Consider the following 14,894-nt stretch of genomic DNA (forward strand, 5'->3'; position numbering starts at 1 on the left):
AACACCGAACAGGCGGGCGACAAAACTGGTTTTTTGGTTTTGGATTGTTGAATAAAGCGCGCGGCTTTTTATGCGCTAAAAAGTGTTGTAAAGGCGGGCTGACATTTCAGTCAGAAACTGTCCATAATACTGCCAACCTAAACGTCTTTTAATGTTTACTAATAACTAGGCAAACAGAATGGACAATTACAATATCAGCATCCAAGCCCGCAACGGCAACGGGTTCCGCCAGCATCGCATGCAGCGGGCGATATCCGTGTGTTTGTGGTTGATAACGGGGCTGACAGCGCGATGTATTTTTTTAAATCAGCTGCCGCAGACGCAACCGTCAGCAATACCGAACTGACTTTGATTGGTACATTGCAAGGCACGGCACAAACGGCTTTGGCAGATTTTGCCTTTGCTTAACTAGGCTGCGTTGGGTTGCCCAAAGCGGGCAACCCAACTTATGCCTGATAGAGAAGCTTAAAGAGTCGGAGTGAAAAATCATGATTTTTCACTCCTTGGACAGTAGCGACTGTGGCGGTTGCCCAGCCAATGTTGGAATTTCGCTAATGATTTTTGTGTAGGTGCGGATTTATCCGCATAAGGCGAATGCATTTGCCCCTACGGCGCTTCAAGACAGGGTTGACGGCTTAATCCCTAACCGGTGGAGGTGCCAACACCACTCTTGATCCGTTAGATTCCGCCGCACTGACCACGCCTGCCGCTTCCATGCTTTCGATAATGCTGGCGGCGCGGTTGTAGCCGATTTTAAAACGCCGTTGCACACTGGAAATGGAGGCTTTACGGCTGTCGGTGACGAACAGCACGGCTTCATCATAGAGCGCGTCGTTCTCACTGCCGTTATTGTTGCCGCTACCGCCGCCCATGCTAAAGCCGTCGCCGCCTTCGCTGATGTCTTGGGTGATTTCGTCCAAGTAATTGGCGGGTGCGGTTTGTTTTAAAAACTCCACCACGCGATGCACTTCGTGATCATCAACAAACGCACCATGGGCGCGGATGGGGATGCTGGTCCCGGAGGGCAAAAACAGCATGTCGCCGTTGCCCAACAAGGTTTCCGCACCGCCTTGGTCAAGGATGGTACGCGAGTCGATGCGCGAGGAAACTTGGAAGGAAATACGCGTCGGCACGTTGGCTTTAATCAAGCCTGTCAATACATCAACCGAAGGCCGCTGCGTGGCTAGGATTAAATGGATGCCGGCGGCGCGGGCTTTTTGTGCCAAGCGGGCGATCAGCTCTTCCACTTTTTTGCCGACGATCATCATCATATCGGCTAGCTCGTCGATGACGATGACGATGCTGGGCAAGGTCGACAGGGTAGGGATGCTGTCGAATTCTTCCAGCGGGTTCATGATTTGGAACAGCGGGTCGCGGATGGTTTCGCCGCGTTCGGTGGCGTCTTCAATCAGTTGGTTGAAACCTGCCAAATTGCGCACGCCCATTTTTGACATCAATTTATAACGCCGCTCCATTTCGCCCACCGCCCAGCGCAAGGCGTTGCTGGCTTCTTTCATGTCGGTGACCACGGGCGTGAGCAAATGCGGGATACCTTCGTAAACCGACAATTCCAGCATCTTCGGGTCGATCATAATCATCCGCACTTGTTCGGGTGTGGCTTTGTACAGCAAGCTGAGGATCATGGTGTTGATGGCGACCGATTTACCTGAGCCGGTGGTACCTGCCACCAGCGCGTGAGGCATTTTGCCCAAATCGGCCACCATCGGCGTACCGGCAATGTCTTTGCCCATCGCTAAGGTAAGCAAGGATTTGGCTTTACTGAAATTGGCGGATACTAACAGTTCACGCAGGTTGACCATTTCCCGCTCGCGGTTAGGAATTTCCAGACCAACCACCGATTTGCCTGGCACAATTTCGACAATCCGCACGCTGGTGACCAACAAGGCGCGCGCCAAATCTTTCGATAATGAACTGATACGGCTGACTTTTACGCCTGCAGCTGGTTGCAAATCAAAGCGGGTGATAACCGGGCCAGGGTGAAAGCCCACCACGCTGACAGTGACGTTAAAGTCGGCAAGGATTTCTTCCACGCGCCGAGACATGGCTTCCAAATCTTCTTGGCTGTAGCCGCTGACGTGGTTTTCGCGGATGTCCAGCAATTCGAGGCTGGGCAATACGCCTTCGCTTAAATCATAAACGGGCGCGGGTTGCGGTTTGTTTGGTTTGCTAGGCTTGGTGGTTTTTGCTTTCGGGTTTTTGGTGCCTTTGATGATGACGGTTTCGGCAGCGGGTTCTGCGCTTTCGTCATCGGTTTCGCCCTCATCGCTTACTTCATCCTCAAAGCGGCTAAAGCGGGTGCTTTTTTCCGGTTTGCGGAACAGCCCGGCAAAAGCTTGCCCAACCATCATGAACGCGCCGAAAGTCAGTTTGCCGACCCAATCAATCAGCCGTATCCAGCTGACTTCCGTCATCAGGCTGATGCCTGCCAGCAGCAAGGCCAGCAAGAACATCGACGCGCCGCTGTTGCCGAACAGGAACATGAGTTTGTCGCCCACTTCCTGACCAAGGATGCCACCCGTGCGGTGCGGCAATTCAATACCAATCCGAAAGACATACAAACTGAGCAATGCCGCCGATGAAACCAGCGTTGCCAAGCTTCCCATGACAGCGAACAGCAGTTTTTCGCGGTTGATGTTTTGCGCGAAAAGCAGATAGGCGCTCCAGAGCATCAGCAGCGGAAAATAGTAGGCGCACAAGCCAAAAAAACTCAGGCTGAAATCTGCGAGCCAAGCCCCCATGACACCACCCGCATTAAGTGGTTTTGATGAAACGCTGCTGCTGTGTGTCCAGCCAGCGTCTTCGTTGCTGAACGTAACCAGTGCCGTTAAATAAAATAAGGCCACGACAATAAAGGCCAAAACTACAATTTCGCGTAACCCGCGTGGTTTTTTTTCTTCTAGCACGGCAGACATAAACAATGGCTCGATAAATTAATATCATTAAAACAAAATTATAGCTGAATGAGTGCAGGTTCCGCATTAATAACGCCGATTATCGGTTTTCGCTGCCAGCCTGCGTCCGGCAAGGGCTTTGTGAATATTAACGTTGTCGGCATCGCCTTTCACCTGCATAATTGCAGCATTTTCCACTTGTTTCTATTGAGATTTTGTAATGAGCGAAGTTAAGCATTGTCGATTACTGATTTTAGGTTCCGGCCCTGCCGGTTATACCGCCGCCGTTTATGCCGCCCGTGCCAATTTAAACCCCGTTATCATCACGGGTATGCAGCAAGGCGGGCAATTGACGACCACTACCGAAGTCGATAATTGGCCGGGTGATGTGGAAGGTTTGCAAGGCCCTGATTTGATGGACAGAATGCGCCGCCACGCCGAACGTTTTGATACTGAAATCGTTTTCGACCATATCCATACTGCTGATTTGTCCGCCCGACCATTCACCCTAACTGGGGATTCGGGGGTCTATACTTGCGATGCACTGATTATCGCCACCGGCGCATCGGCACGTTATTTGGGCTTGGATTCGGAGGAAGCCTTCAAAGGTAAAGGTGTTTCCGCTTGTGCCACTTGCGATGGTTTTTTCTACCGCAATAAACCAGTCGCTGTGATTGGCGGTGGCAACACGGCTGTTGAAGAGGCTTTGTATTTGTCGAATATCGCTTCAAAAGTGACCGTTATCCATCGTCGCGACAAATTCCGTTCCGAGAAAATCTTGTCCGACAAGCTGTTGGAAAAAGCCAAAAACGGTAATGTCGAAATCCTCTGGCACAATACCTTGGATGAAGTGCTGGGCGACGAAATGGGTGTCACCGGTATGCGCGTCAAAAACGTGAACGATGGCTCAACCCAAGATATTGATGTGCATGGCGTGTTTATCGCCATTGGGCATACACCGAATACCGGCATCTTTGAAGGCCAGCTTGAGATGGCGCATGGCTATATTAAAGTGCGTAGCGGCATCAACGGCAACGCCACGGCAACTAGCGTAGAAGGCGTGTTTGCGGCGGGCGATGTGATGGATTCGGTTTACAAACAAGCGATTACTTCGGCGGGTGCAGGCTGTATGGCGGCATTGGATGCAGAGAAGTTCCTCGACGAGTTGGTGGGTTGATGATGCCGGTGCGGGAGGGGTATTGCGCCTTCCGCGTTTAGTCGATAACTATGCGCGTTCCTATCTTAAACCCTAAAAATCCTAACCAAGCATTTCCGTCTTTAGAGCAAGCTCTACAAGAGCCGGACGGGCTGCTGGCGATTGGCGGTTGTTTGTCGCAACAGCGGCTGATTAACGCCTATCGCCACGGCATTTTTCCTTGGTATGATCCACACGAACCCATTCTGTGGTGGTCACCCGATCCGCGCACGGTGATTTTCCCCCAGCGTTTGCATATTTCGCAGAGTTTGCGGAAAACCTTACGCAAAAATGGGTACACCGTTACCATTGACCAAGCGTTCAGCCGAGTTATTGATGCGTGTTCCAAACCGCGCGCCAAGGCGGCAGGTACGTGGATCAGCAATGATATTAAACGTGCTTACAACTATATGCACAAAAATGGCATCGCCCATTCTGCCGAAGCTTGGCAAGATGGCGAATTGGTGGGCGGCTTGTATGGCGTGGCGATTGGTCGGGTATTTTTTGGCGAATCCATGTTCCATACCCGTACCGACGCTTCTAAAGTGGCATTTGCCAAATTAGTTGAGCAGTTGCTGGATTGGAATTATGAACTGATCGATTGCCAAGTCTATAACCCGCATTTGGCAAGCTTGGGGGCGGAAGAAATTAGCCGCACCGATTTTAAAGCTTTGCTTGACCACCTTGTACCGCTTCCTGCCGATCCATTAGCATGGCAAATACCTTGATATCCATACCGCTAGTCAAAACCTATCCGCATCCGTGCAGCTATATTGAGAATGCGGCTGCCCAGTCGCACTTTGTCAACACCGATTTTCCGATGACGGCCAGCATCTACGCGCAATTGATTGAACATGGTTTTAGGCGTAGCGGTGATGACGTTTATCGGCCTGGTTGCCCCTATTGTACATCCTGCCTTTCCAGCCGCTTGTCAGTTAAGGACTTCAAGCCCAACCGTAGCCAAAAACGTTGCCAAGCTAACAATCAAAATACCCAAGTGGTCATTAAGCCGCCTGTCTTCGAGCAAGCCCATTACGATTTGTATCTGCGTTACCAGCAGGCCAGGCATTGTGATGGCGATATGGCGACTTGCTCGCCGGAACAATACATTGCTTTTTTAGGCAGCACTTGGTGCGACACGGTGTTTGTGGAGTTTTCGATTGACCAGCAGCTGGTGGCCGTTGCCGTCGTTGATCGTCTCGATAACGCCTTGTCTGCGGTATACACTTTTTTTGACCCTAACTTCCCTAGCCATAGCCTAGGCACTTATGCGGTTTTATGGCAAATCCAACACGCGCTTGCCGAACGGCGCGAGTATGTCTACTTGGGTTTTTACATAGAAAACAGCGCCAAGATGTCTTACAAAAAGAACTTCCAGCCCATGCAGTTGTTGGTTGACGGGCGTTGGGTTTAGATAAACCCTAAAAACAGCCGGTTGATCGACACGCCCGATAACGCCGCATCGACCGATTTACGGTCAAATTGCGGTGCCAGCAATTGGATAAAATCGTACATAAAGCCCCGTAAAAACGCTTCACGGCGGATGCCCAAATAGGTGGTGCTGGGCGGAAACAAATGGCTGGCATCGAGCAGGGCCAAATCGGTATCGCGTTCGGGGTCGTAGGCCAAGTTAGCTAGCAAACCGATTCCTAAGCCCAAAGTGACGTAAGTTTTGATAACGTCGGCGTCAATCGCCGTCAGCACCACGTTGGGTTCCAAGCCTGCTTGGGCAAACACGCGGTTCACCAACGAACCGCCAGTGATGCTGAAGTCGTAAGTGATGAGCGGATAGCGGGTGATTTTTTCCAGCGTCAGTGCCTGTCCGTCAAAGATAGGATGCGAATGTGGTGCAATCACGCAACGGTTCCATTGATAGCAAGGAAAACACAGTAGCTTTTCATAAGTGCTGATAAATTCGGTGGCAATGCCTATATCGGCCTCGCCGTTGGCCACCAGTTCCGCGACTTGCGTGGGATTGCCTTGGTGAATGTTCAATTTCACTTCAGGATAACGATCCATAAATACTTTCACCACCGCGGGTAAGCGGTAGCGCGCCTGGGTATGCGTGGCGGCTATCGACAGCGTACCGGCTTCCTTTTTGCTGAACTCCTCCCCCACCTGTTTGATGTTTTCCACCTCACGCAAGATGCGTTCGGATAAATTTAAAATGAGTTTGCCCGATTCGGTCACGCCGGTTAAACGTTTGCCGCTACGCTTAAAAATATGCAGGTTCAGCTCTTCTTCCAGTAATTGGATTTGTTTGCTGATGCCCGATTGCGAGGTGTGCAGGGCTTCGGCAGCCTGCGAAACATTCAAATCACGGCGCATTACTTCGCGGATATAACGTAATTGGTGCAGCTTCATGGGGTTTGCCAGTAGGTCTTATATAATTATTAAAGATAAACATATCTTAACATATCATTAAAAGTTCTAAATAGTGGCTGGTATAGTAGCCACCAGATTGCTGAAGCCAGTTTCTATTTCACATTTCAACTTTTAAGAGGCATCAGACGATGACAACAGATGCAAAAAAACAACAAGAGCCGCCGCTGCCTTCGGAAATAACCGAGCAAATCGTGGCGGCTTTGCAAGGCATACGCTTCGGTTCGGTTGAAATTACCGTTCATGAGAGCAAAGTCGTGCAAATTGAGCGTAAAGAAAAACAGCGGTTTGACAAAAACAAGCTGTAAAAAATTTTAATGATTAGGCCTTCCCATCGGCTACCGTAACAACGGAGCGGTTGAGGTCAAAACTGTATTATCCCCGCAAGCAGACCGACCGGACGACCGGAAGTTAGCTATTTTTTTTAAGGAAAAAATATGCCACACTTTCGATTAACCGCGCTGGCGGTCGGAATCTCCACGGCGTTTATCGCCATCCCTGGATTTGCCCAATCCCCCGACGTTTCGGCTTTGGAACAGCGTATCCGCGAGCTGGAAAGCCGTCTGGAAAAACTCGAGCCTGCCGCTAAAACCCCCGCACCAGCCGCCAATGCAGCGGTTGAAAAACTCACCCGCAAAGTCAACACCTTAGAGCGCAAGCTAGAAGTGCAGGATGAGGTGACGACAGGTGCGTTCAAAAAGCTCCCAAAATTCGATGCGGGCGACAGCGGCTTTAGAATTACTTCATCAGATGGTCGCCATCAAGTGCGTTTCCGTGGTGCCGCGCAGGCTGATGGTCGCTTTTTCTGGGAAGACACCACCGATAAAGGCGTGGACTCCATGGAGCTGAAGCAAGGTCGTGTTTGGATTGAGGGTTTTGTTTTTAAAGATATTTATTACAAACTGATGCCCGATTTTGCAGCTGGCGGCGATATATTGCCAGATGCTTACATCGATTATGCCTATCACCCTTCCGCCAGCTTGCTGGTGGGTAAATTTAAGCCAGCGCTCAGCCTTGAACGCTTACAAGGCGATGCCGACGGCACATTCTTAGAGCGCGCCTTTCCTACCTATTTGGCTAGTAACCGTGATGTCGGTGTGCAGCTGCATGGCGGTTTTGGTATGCCGGGCTATAAAGCCGAAAACGTGCCAGGCGCTATCGACGCCAAAAATGCCTTTACCTATCAAATTGGCCTGTTCAACGGTTGCGGCGATGACTGCAACTTTAACAACAATGCGCCAGACAGCAATGACAACAAAGAATTGGTTGCGCGTTTGTTTGCCCATCCATTCCAGCATTCAGGCTTTTCTTGGTTTGAAGGCTTTGGCTTAGGTGTGTCGGGTTCATTGGCCAAGCCATCAGGACTGGGCATGATTAACCAACGTACGCCTATCGGCAGAAATACCTATCTGGATTACACCAAAACCAACACTGGTTTTGTCGCACCGGTTTCCGATGGCGATGCCTACCGTTTGTATCCGCAAGCCTATTGGTATGCCGGTCCGTTTGGGTTGATGGCGGAATACGTGGTGTCTTCACAAACCCTGAAAAGTGGCACAACGTCAGTCAGGCAGGACAACACGGCTTGGCAAGCATTGGCTTCGTATGTGGTGACAGGCGAAGACAACAGCTTTGGTTCAATCAAGCCTATCCAAAGCTTTGATCCATTACACGGACATTGGGGCGCACTGCAATTGGCAGCCCGCTGGAGCCAGTTGGAAGTTGATGACGCGACCTTTGTGATTGTCAACGCCAACAGTTCGGCCTGGCAAGCCACCGCGTGGACTTTAGGAGCTAACTGGTATCTCAACAATTTTGCCTTGGTCCGTGCCGATTATGAACAAGTTTCGTTCGACGGCGGCGCAGCCAATGGTGGTGACCGTCCTACCGAGCGGGTTTTCGCAACCCGTTTCCAAGTTTCGTTCTAATGGCATCAGTAAGGAAAAATTATGAATAAATTCAGCAATATTATTTTCGCCGCAACTTTGGCCTTAGCGGGCACGGCAGCACAAGCTGACATTGACCTGCTCAATGTTTCTTATGACCCGACCCGCGAACTTTACAAAGCCTACAACGAAGTGTTTGCCAAACATTGGCAAGCGCTTAAAGGTGGCGAAAAGGTCAATATCCGGCAATCGCACGGCGGCAGCGGCAAGCAAGCCCGCGCTGTTTTGGATGGTCTGGAAGCCGATGTCGTGACGCTGGCCTTGGGATATGACGTGAACCAGCTATATGCCAAGCGCAAGCTGATTCCCGAAAACTGGCAATCGCTGCTGCCGAACAACAGTTCGCCGTACACTTCAACCATCGTTTTTGTGGTGCGTAAAGGCAATCCGTTGGCGATTAAAGATTGGGGTGATTTGGTGAAATCGGGCGTGAGCGTGGTGACACCCAATCCGAAAACGTCGGGTGGTGCGCGTTGGAATTATCTGGCGGCTTGGGCGTATGCGCTGAAAGCCAATGGCGGCAGCGAAGATGCTGCCAAAGAGTTTGTTGGCAAACTCTTCAAAAACACGGCAGTTTTAGATACGGGCGCACGTGGATCAACCACCAGTTTTGCCGAGCGCGAAATTGGCGATGTGCTGATTACTTGGGAAAACGAAGCGTTCTTGGTCAAGCAGCAATTTGGTGCGGACAACTATGAAATTGTCGTGCCTTCGTTAAGCATTTTGGCGGAGCCACCGGTTGCAGTGGTGGAAGATGTTGCCCGCAAACATGGCACGACCGAAGTGGCGACGGAATATCTCAAATACCTTTATAGCAAAGAAGGTCAAGAATTGGTTGCGAAAAACTTCTATCGCCCTGCCGATAAAGATATTGCCGCCAAGTATGCCCAACAGTTCCCAAAGTTAGAATTGGTGACTATCCAACAATTCGGCGGTTGGGATAAAGCCCAAGAAACCCATTTTGCCGATGAAGGGGTGTTTGACCAGATTTATGGGCGATAAACAAAACGGCGCGGTCATCTTGACTGCTGCTTGCGGGCTTTATTGCCCGCAAACCCACAACTCGTAACAGGACAACCTAAATGAGCAAAACAAATATTTTGCCGGGTTTTCGACCGGCTTTGGGCTTTACTTTATTGTATTTAAGCTTGGTGGTGTTGATTCCGCTAAGCACTTTGGTGTTTAAAATCCTACAACCGGATTCCGACCTGACCTGGTCTGGCTATCTGGATATTATCAGTAATGAACGGGTGCAAGCGTCTTTCCGAGTCAGTTTTTTTTGCGCTTTGATAGCTGCGTTAATCGCCTTAGTTTTTGGCTTTATCTTGGCTTGGGTGTTGGTGCGTTATCCGCTGCCTGCCAAGCGTTTCTTCGACGCCATTATCGACTTGCCTTTCGCGTTGCCGACCGCCGTTGCCGGTATTGTTTTGGCGTCTTTGTACGCGCCGAACGGCTGGCTAGGCGGGCCGATCAATGACTTGCTAGGTGTCAAAATTGCCTTTAAACCTGCAGGTATTGTGGTGGCGCTGATTTTTATCGGCTTGCCGTTCATCGTCCGCACCATCGAACCGGTTCTGCAAGAAATCGACCCGAGTATGGAAGAGGCGGCCTCGTCGATGGGCGCATCACGCTGGCAAATTTTCAGCAAAATCATCTTCCCCAATGTCTTGCCTGCCGCCATCACCGGTTTTGCGATGGCTTTTGCCCGTGGTGTCGGTGAATACGGGTCAGTCATTTTTATTGCCGGCAACTTGCCCTATGTGTCCGAAATTGTCCCGCTTTTGATTATCACCAAATTGGAGCAATACGATTACGCAGGCGCAACCGCGTTGGCTTTGACGATGTTGGTGATTTCTTTCTTGTTGCTATTGGCGATCAATTTATTCCAATTGCTAATCCGTAAACGTTCGGCGCCGCCGAAAACAGCAAAACCTTAGGAGACTGCCATGCATATGACGAAAGCAGCTTTGAAAGACCCGGTTTGGGTGCGTTATGGTTTAACCGCAGCCGCCTTGCTGATTATCGGTTTGTTCTTGTGTTTGCCGTTGTTCAGCATTTTTTTCCAAGCGCTTGCCAAAGGTTGGCAAGCGTACGCCGAGCAAATCAGCAATCCCGATACCGTGTCGGCGATCCGTTTGACGTTGCTGGTGTCGGCGATTTCCTTGCCGCTCAGCGTGGTGTTCGGTGTGTCGGCGGCTTGGGCGATTGCTCGTTTTGAGTTTCCCGGCAAAGGCTTATTGACCACGTTGATTGATTTGCCCTTTTCGGTATCGCCCGTGACGGCGGGTTTGTTGTTCGTGTTGCTGTTCGGTGCCAACGGTTGGTTTGGTGAATGGCTACAAGCGCATGATGTAAAAATCATTTTTGCCGTACCCGGCATTGTTTTAGCCACTTTGTTCATCACTTGTCCGTTCGTTGCTCGGGAGTTAATCCCGCTGATGCAAGAAATGGGCAGCGAAGAGGAAGAGGCGGCGTTGTCGATGGGCGCAGGACCTTGGACGATGTTCTTTAAGATCACTTTGCCAAACATCAAATGGGGTTTGCTGTACGGCGTAGTGCTGTGCAATGCGCGGGCCATGGGCGAGTTTGGCGCGGTGTCGGTGGTGTCCGGGCATATCGCCGGCTTGACCAACACCTTGCCGCTGCATGTCGAAGCGACTTACAACGAGTACAACGCGGTCGGTGCTTTCGCAGGGGCATCGTTGCTGACGGTGTTGGCAGTCGTAACCCTAGTGGTGAAGTCATTTTTGGAATGGAAGCAGCAGAATAACAGAAAACGTACTGAAGCAACCGACGCGGCACATGCCGCCAAACCTTGAGGATATTTTTATGAGCATTATTTTAAGCAACATTTCCAAGCGTTTCGGTAACTTTTCGGCGCTGAACAATATCAATTTGGAAATTCCCGAAGGCGAATTGGTGGCCTTATTGGGGCCGTCCGGTTGTGGCAAAACCACGTTGTTGCGGATTATCGCCGGTCTGGAACGCCCCGACAGCGGACAAGTGCTGTTGAAAGGCGAAGATAAAACCCATCACGACATCCGCGAGCGCGGCATTGGTTTTGTCTTTCAGCATTATGCGTTGTTCCGGCACATGAGTGTGTTTGAAAATATCGCTTTCGGTATGCGCGTCAAACCCCGCAAGTTGCGTCCAACGGAAACGCAAATCCGTCAGAAAGTTCATGCTTTGCTCGATTTGGTGCAATTGGATTGGCTGCATGATCGTTATCCCGACCAATTGTCGGGCGGGCAACGTCAGCGTATCGCTTTGGCGCGCGCTTTGGCGGTAGAGCCTTCGGTGTTGTTGTTGGACGAGCCGTTTGGTGCGTTGGATGCCAGCGTGCGCAAAGATTTGCGGCAATGGTTGCGGCATTTGCATGATGATCTGAATGTCACCAGTATTTTCGTCACCCACGATCAGGAAGAAGCAATGGAAGTTGCCAGCCAAGTCGTGGTGTTCAATCACGGCAATATGGAACAACAAGGTTCGCCCAGTGAAATTTACGACAACCCCGCCAATGCCTTTGTGTCGCGTTTTATTGGCGACACCAACATTATTGCCTTGGAGCCTCACCATACCGACTGGCTAAAATCGTCGGGCTTGGATATTTCCCCACAACCAGATTGTGTGCATGTGCGCCCGCACGATATTGATCTGAAAAAGACCAGCAGCGACAGTGCCGCGACGGCTACCTTAAAAGATTGGCAACATTTGGGCGCGTTGATCCGGCTTGAACTCGCCAAGCCTTTACCCAACGGCGGCACAGAAATGCTGTATGCGGAAATGCCCAACGACCAGTTTAAGCAATTGCAATTGGCGGTGGGCGATAAGGTTGACCTGACCATCCGCCAAGCACATTGGTTTCACCAAGACAGCGGTCATTTACCACGTGCAATGAGTTGATTGGCCTTTTTGTCAGACGGCGTACAAAAGGATGCTTGTACGCTTTTGCGTCTGACGGTCTTGATATTGAAGTCTTTTCTCTAATTCCTCATTTCTAAATAACCAAATGGAATAACCATAGCGTAACTTATCATTAAAAGTCCTAGTTTTTTGTTGTTATAGTTTTTGCCATCTTAAAAACAACACAAAAGGATGGCATTATGGAATTTTTCAATATTGGCTACACCGTTTCAGGCCTGTTGGTCGGCCTATTGGTGGGCGTGACAGGTGTCGGCGGCGGCTCGCTAATGACACCTTTATTGGTTTTCTTGTTTGGATTTAAACCGGCAACGGCGGTGGGTACGGATTTGCTGTTTGCCGCGATTACCAAAACCAGCGGTGTTTGGGTACACCACAATAAACACGGTTCAGTGGAGTGGAAAACCGTAGCATGGTTGGCGGCTGGGAGTTTGCCGTTTGCTGTTGCCACCTTGTTTGTTATCAAATACTTCATGGATGTCGGCAAAGAAACCACCGGCGCAATTACTTTTACACTGGGAATTGCCTTATTGCTGACAGCGGTTTCGTTAATTTACCGTAGTGTTTTGATGCGTAAAGTGGAAGAAGCCAAACCTTTGCCAGACGACATCAGCAATTTCAACAACACCGGACGTTTCGATAAATGGCAAATCCCCGCCACGATTCTGACCGGTGCCGTATTGGGCGTTTTGGTCACGCTGTCTTCCGTCGGTGCGGGTGCTTTAGGTACCGTGGCGCTGATCTTCCTATTCCCAAAAATGTCTACCTTGAAAATTGTCGGTACCGATTTGGCGCACGCCATTCCATTAACAGCGGTGGCGGGTTTTGGACATTGGTTGTTGGGTAACGTCGATTACATCTTGCTGGGCAGCTTGTTGCTAGGCTCTATCCCAGGTATTTGGGTGGGTAGCCACTTGAGCGCGAAAATTCCTGAGCGTTATCTACGCCCAACCTTGGCAACTATCCTGATCTTGATTGGCGTTAAATTCGTTACCCAATAAGGGCGTCTTGGGCAGGCGTTATGCCTGCCCTTTGTTGGCATTAAGCAGCAACACCTAAAATAACCGCTCCCGCTTTAAAAACCGCCGTCGCCGGATTGCCAATGGCTAAGCCCAAGGTTTCCAAGCTTTCATTAGTGACGGTCGCTGCTACGGTATCGCCGCCTTTCAGTTCAATCACCACTTCAGAGTTCACCGCGCCGGCTTGAATGCGGGTGATGGTGCCTGGCAATTGGTTGCGGGCCGACAGACGGTAGCCGCCGAATTCGGTAACTAGGACGACTTGCGGGGCTTTTACCAAAGCGATGACATCCGAACCTTGTTTGATGGCTAAAGCTTCGACAGATTCCAGTGTAATGCTGGCGACAATGGTTTCTCCGCCTTTTAACCCGATGGCGACGGTCGCGTTAACTGCACCTAATTTAAGTTCAGTTACTTTTCCGGAAAACTGGTTACGTGCGCTGGCTTTCATGATTAACCTCTTAAGTAAAAAGATAATGTCTTGGCTGCTTGCCAAGCGTTGGTTGAGTTGCATCAGGAATTGCCCGTGGGCTTCCTGAATTTCGGTAAAGACACTTAAAAAAGCTTTTCCTGCGGGGGTTAAGCGAGTACCTCCGCCTTGTTTGCCGCCAATGGCAGTGGCAACCAGCAATTTGGGCGACAAATTATTCGCGCGTTCGATCATCTCCCACGCGCCTTTGTAGGTTAAGCCGACCGTTTTGGCGGCTTGGTTAATTGAACCGGTCTGCTCAACAGCAGCAAGCAAACGGAACAGTTTTTCGTTCAGGCCGCCGATCAGCTTGAGTTCGCCTTGCACGAAGACAGGTTCAGAATAAGGTGCCGGTAACGGTTTGGGGGCGGTCATCAATAAGCCTCTGAGCAAGTGTTGGTTTGGGTTGACGACATCAGCAAGCCAGGTTTGATAGCTACCACATGGTTGGTCAGATATTCAATTTCCGGCAAGGAATGGCTAACGTAGAGCATAGGCATTTGTAGGTCGTCGCGGATGCGCAGCAAAAACGGCAATATTTGTTGTTTAAGCCGTCCGTCCAACGAAGCCAAGGGTTCGTCCAGCAGCAGCAAACGAGGGCTGGTTAACAATGCGCGTCCTAAGCCAACGCGTTGTTTTTCGCCGCCGGATAAGCGTTGCGGGCTTTTGTCGAGCAATGCGCCGATTTCCAAAATGTCGACCACCGTTGCTAACGATAAACGCCGCTCGCTTTCGGCGAGTTGGCGAAAGCCGTACAGCAAGTTTTGGCGTACCGACAAGTGTGGAAACAGCAGCGCATCTTGAAAAACAAAGCCGATCCGTCGTTGATGGGCGGCAATATTGATACCGCTTGCCGAGCAAAATAAGGTTTCACCGGCAATGGCAATATGTCCGCTTTGCGGCTTCAGCAAACCGGCAATGCCTTGCAGTAAGCTGGATTTTCCCGCACCTGACGGGCCGAACAAACCGGTGACCAAGGCGTCGCTCTGCAGATGGGCGGTCAGCTGAAATTCGCCCCGTTTAAGCTGAATATTAATGTCGAGCATGGTG

Annotated in this window: 15 protein-coding genes; 11 read left to right on the forward strand and 4 right to left on the reverse strand. The window is 50.5% G+C overall.

The window, feature by feature from the left end:
• Positions 1-264 precede the first annotated feature (264 nt).
• Positions 265-408, forward strand: a complete 144-nt coding sequence (locus ACYQ1O_RS09960; protein ID WP_459991530.1) for a hypothetical protein — start codon at positions 265-267, stop codon at positions 406-408.
• Positions 409-635: 227 nt separating this feature from the next.
• Here ACYQ1O_RS09960 and ACYQ1O_RS09965 read toward each other — a convergent pair whose 3' ends face one another.
• Complete coding sequence (locus ACYQ1O_RS09965; protein ID WP_459991531.1) at positions 636-2,933, reverse strand: DNA translocase FtsK; 2,298 nt, start codon at positions 2,931-2,933, stop codon at positions 636-638.
• Between the two features lie 199 nt (positions 2,934-3,132).
• Between ACYQ1O_RS09965 and trxB the strand changes: the two genes are divergently transcribed.
• Genes trxB through ACYQ1O_RS09980 form a run of 3 tightly spaced genes read left to right on the forward strand, consistent with a single transcriptional unit; the run spans position 3,133 to position 5,521 of the window.
• The gene (gene trxB, locus ACYQ1O_RS09970; protein ID WP_459991532.1) at positions 3,133-4,089 is read left to right on the forward strand and encodes a thioredoxin-disulfide reductase; all 957 of its coding nucleotides are present in this window, start codon (positions 3,133-3,135) and stop codon (positions 4,087-4,089) included.
• A gap of 50 nt (positions 4,090-4,139) precedes the next feature.
• Positions 4,140-4,835 (forward strand): leucyl/phenylalanyl-tRNA--protein transferase, encoded by a 696-nt coding sequence (gene aat, locus ACYQ1O_RS09975; protein ID WP_459991533.1) that lies wholly within the window; start codon positions 4,140-4,142, stop codon positions 4,833-4,835.
• Entirely contained in the window at positions 4,820-5,521 is a 702-nt protein-coding gene (locus tag ACYQ1O_RS09980) for an arginyltransferase (RefSeq protein WP_459991534.1), read from the forward strand. The genes aat and ACYQ1O_RS09980 overlap by 16 nt, the downstream gene beginning before the upstream one ends.
• On the opposite strand, the gene ACYQ1O_RS09985 is transcribed toward ACYQ1O_RS09980, so the two are convergent.
• Positions 5,518-6,471, reverse strand: coding sequence for a CysB family HTH-type transcriptional regulator (locus ACYQ1O_RS09985; RefSeq protein ID WP_459991535.1), 954 nt, complete (start codon positions 6,469-6,471; stop codon positions 5,518-5,520). The genes ACYQ1O_RS09980 and ACYQ1O_RS09985 overlap by 4 nt on opposite strands.
• A gap of 149 nt (positions 6,472-6,620) precedes the next feature.
• Between ACYQ1O_RS09985 and ACYQ1O_RS09990 the strand changes: the two genes are divergently transcribed.
• From ACYQ1O_RS09990 to ACYQ1O_RS10020, 7 genes are all read left to right on the forward strand, one after another.
• On the forward strand, positions 6,621-6,797 hold the full coding sequence (locus ACYQ1O_RS09990; protein ID WP_459991536.1) for a YezD family protein: 177 nt from the start codon (positions 6,621-6,623) through the stop codon (positions 6,795-6,797).
• Between the two features lie 129 nt (positions 6,798-6,926).
• Positions 6,927-8,417 (forward strand): OprO/OprP family phosphate-selective porin, encoded by a 1,491-nt coding sequence (locus ACYQ1O_RS09995; RefSeq protein ID WP_459991537.1) that lies wholly within the window; start codon positions 6,927-6,929, stop codon positions 8,415-8,417.
• A 21-nt stretch (positions 8,418-8,438) separates the two neighbouring features.
• The gene (locus ACYQ1O_RS10000) at positions 8,439-9,437 is read left to right on the forward strand and encodes a sulfate ABC transporter substrate-binding protein (RefSeq protein ID WP_459991538.1); all 999 of its coding nucleotides are present in this window, start codon (positions 8,439-8,441) and stop codon (positions 9,435-9,437) included.
• A gap of 80 nt (positions 9,438-9,517) precedes the next feature.
• A complete protein-coding gene (gene cysT, locus ACYQ1O_RS10005; RefSeq protein WP_459991539.1) occupies positions 9,518-10,372 on the forward strand; it encodes a sulfate ABC transporter permease subunit CysT in 855 nt (284 codons plus the stop codon).
• A 9-nt stretch (positions 10,373-10,381) separates the two neighbouring features.
• Positions 10,382-11,254: a sulfate ABC transporter permease subunit CysW gene (gene cysW / locus ACYQ1O_RS10010; RefSeq protein WP_459991540.1), complete on the forward strand. Its 873-nt coding sequence runs from the start codon at positions 10,382-10,384 to the stop codon at positions 11,252-11,254.
• A 10-nt stretch (positions 11,255-11,264) separates the two neighbouring features.
• Positions 11,265-12,338 (forward strand): sulfate/molybdate ABC transporter ATP-binding protein, encoded by a 1,074-nt coding sequence (locus ACYQ1O_RS10015; RefSeq protein ID WP_459991541.1) that lies wholly within the window; start codon positions 11,265-11,267, stop codon positions 12,336-12,338.
• Positions 12,339-12,538: 200 nt separating this feature from the next.
• Positions 12,539-13,357 carry a sulfite exporter TauE/SafE family protein gene (locus tag ACYQ1O_RS10020; protein ID WP_459991542.1) on the forward strand — a complete coding sequence of 273 codons (819 nt, stop codon included), beginning with the start codon at positions 12,539-12,541 and terminating at the stop codon, positions 13,355-13,357.
• A gap of 40 nt (positions 13,358-13,397) precedes the next feature.
• Here the strand turns inward: ACYQ1O_RS10020 and ACYQ1O_RS10025 are convergent, their stop codons facing one another.
• Both ACYQ1O_RS10025 and modC read right to left on the reverse strand, forming a co-directional pair.
• Positions 13,398-14,219: a TOBE domain-containing protein gene (locus tag ACYQ1O_RS10025; RefSeq protein WP_459991543.1), complete on the reverse strand. Its 822-nt coding sequence runs from the start codon at positions 14,217-14,219 to the stop codon at positions 13,398-13,400.
• Positions 14,219-14,890 (reverse strand): molybdenum ABC transporter ATP-binding protein, encoded by a 672-nt coding sequence (gene modC, locus ACYQ1O_RS10030; protein WP_459991544.1) that lies wholly within the window; start codon positions 14,888-14,890, stop codon positions 14,219-14,221. The genes ACYQ1O_RS10025 and modC overlap by 1 nt, the downstream gene beginning before the upstream one ends.
• Positions 14,891-14,894: the final 4 nt, after the last annotated feature.

This window comes from Methylosoma difficile, from assembly GCF_054657615.1.

What these genes read in the sequence shown, in the direction of transcription:
- cysW (WP_459991540.1), top strand. Translation starts at nt 10,382, where the DNA reads ATGCATATGACGAAAGCAGCTTTGAAAGACCCGGTTTGGGTGCGTTAT.
- ACYQ1O_RS09995 (WP_459991537.1), top strand. Translation starts at nt 6,927, where the DNA reads ATGCCACACTTTCGATTAACCGCGCTGGCGGTCGGAATCTCCACGGCG.
- ACYQ1O_RS09990 (WP_459991536.1), top strand. Translation starts at nt 6,621, where the DNA reads ATGACAACAGATGCAAAAAAACAACAAGAGCCGCCGCTGCCTTCGGAA.
- ACYQ1O_RS09965 (WP_459991531.1), bottom strand. Translation starts at nt 2,933, where the DNA reads ATGTCTGCCGTGCTAGAAGAAAAAAAACCACGCGGGTTACGCGAAATT.
- aat (WP_459991533.1), top strand. Translation starts at nt 4,140, where the DNA reads ATGCGCGTTCCTATCTTAAACCCTAAAAATCCTAACCAAGCATTTCCG.
- ACYQ1O_RS10000 (WP_459991538.1), top strand. Translation starts at nt 8,439, where the DNA reads ATGAATAAATTCAGCAATATTATTTTCGCCGCAACTTTGGCCTTAGCG.
- cysT (WP_459991539.1), top strand. Translation starts at nt 9,518, where the DNA reads ATGAGCAAAACAAATATTTTGCCGGGTTTTCGACCGGCTTTGGGCTTT.
- ACYQ1O_RS09980 (WP_459991534.1), top strand. Translation starts at nt 4,820, where the DNA reads ATGGCAAATACCTTGATATCCATACCGCTAGTCAAAACCTATCCGCAT.
- ACYQ1O_RS10015 (WP_459991541.1), top strand. Translation starts at nt 11,265, where the DNA reads ATGAGCATTATTTTAAGCAACATTTCCAAGCGTTTCGGTAACTTTTCG.
- ACYQ1O_RS09985 (WP_459991535.1), bottom strand. Translation starts at nt 6,471, where the DNA reads ATGAAGCTGCACCAATTACGTTATATCCGCGAAGTAATGCGCCGTGAT.
- ACYQ1O_RS10025 (WP_459991543.1), bottom strand. Translation starts at nt 14,219, where the DNA reads ATGACCGCCCCCAAACCGTTACCGGCACCTTATTCTGAACCTGTCTTC.
- ACYQ1O_RS10020 (WP_459991542.1), top strand. Translation starts at nt 12,539, where the DNA reads ATGGAATTTTTCAATATTGGCTACACCGTTTCAGGCCTGTTGGTCGGC.
- modC (WP_459991544.1), bottom strand. Translation starts at nt 14,890, where the DNA reads ATGCTCGACATTAATATTCAGCTTAAACGGGGCGAATTTCAGCTGACC.
- trxB (WP_459991532.1), top strand. Translation starts at nt 3,133, where the DNA reads ATGAGCGAAGTTAAGCATTGTCGATTACTGATTTTAGGTTCCGGCCCT.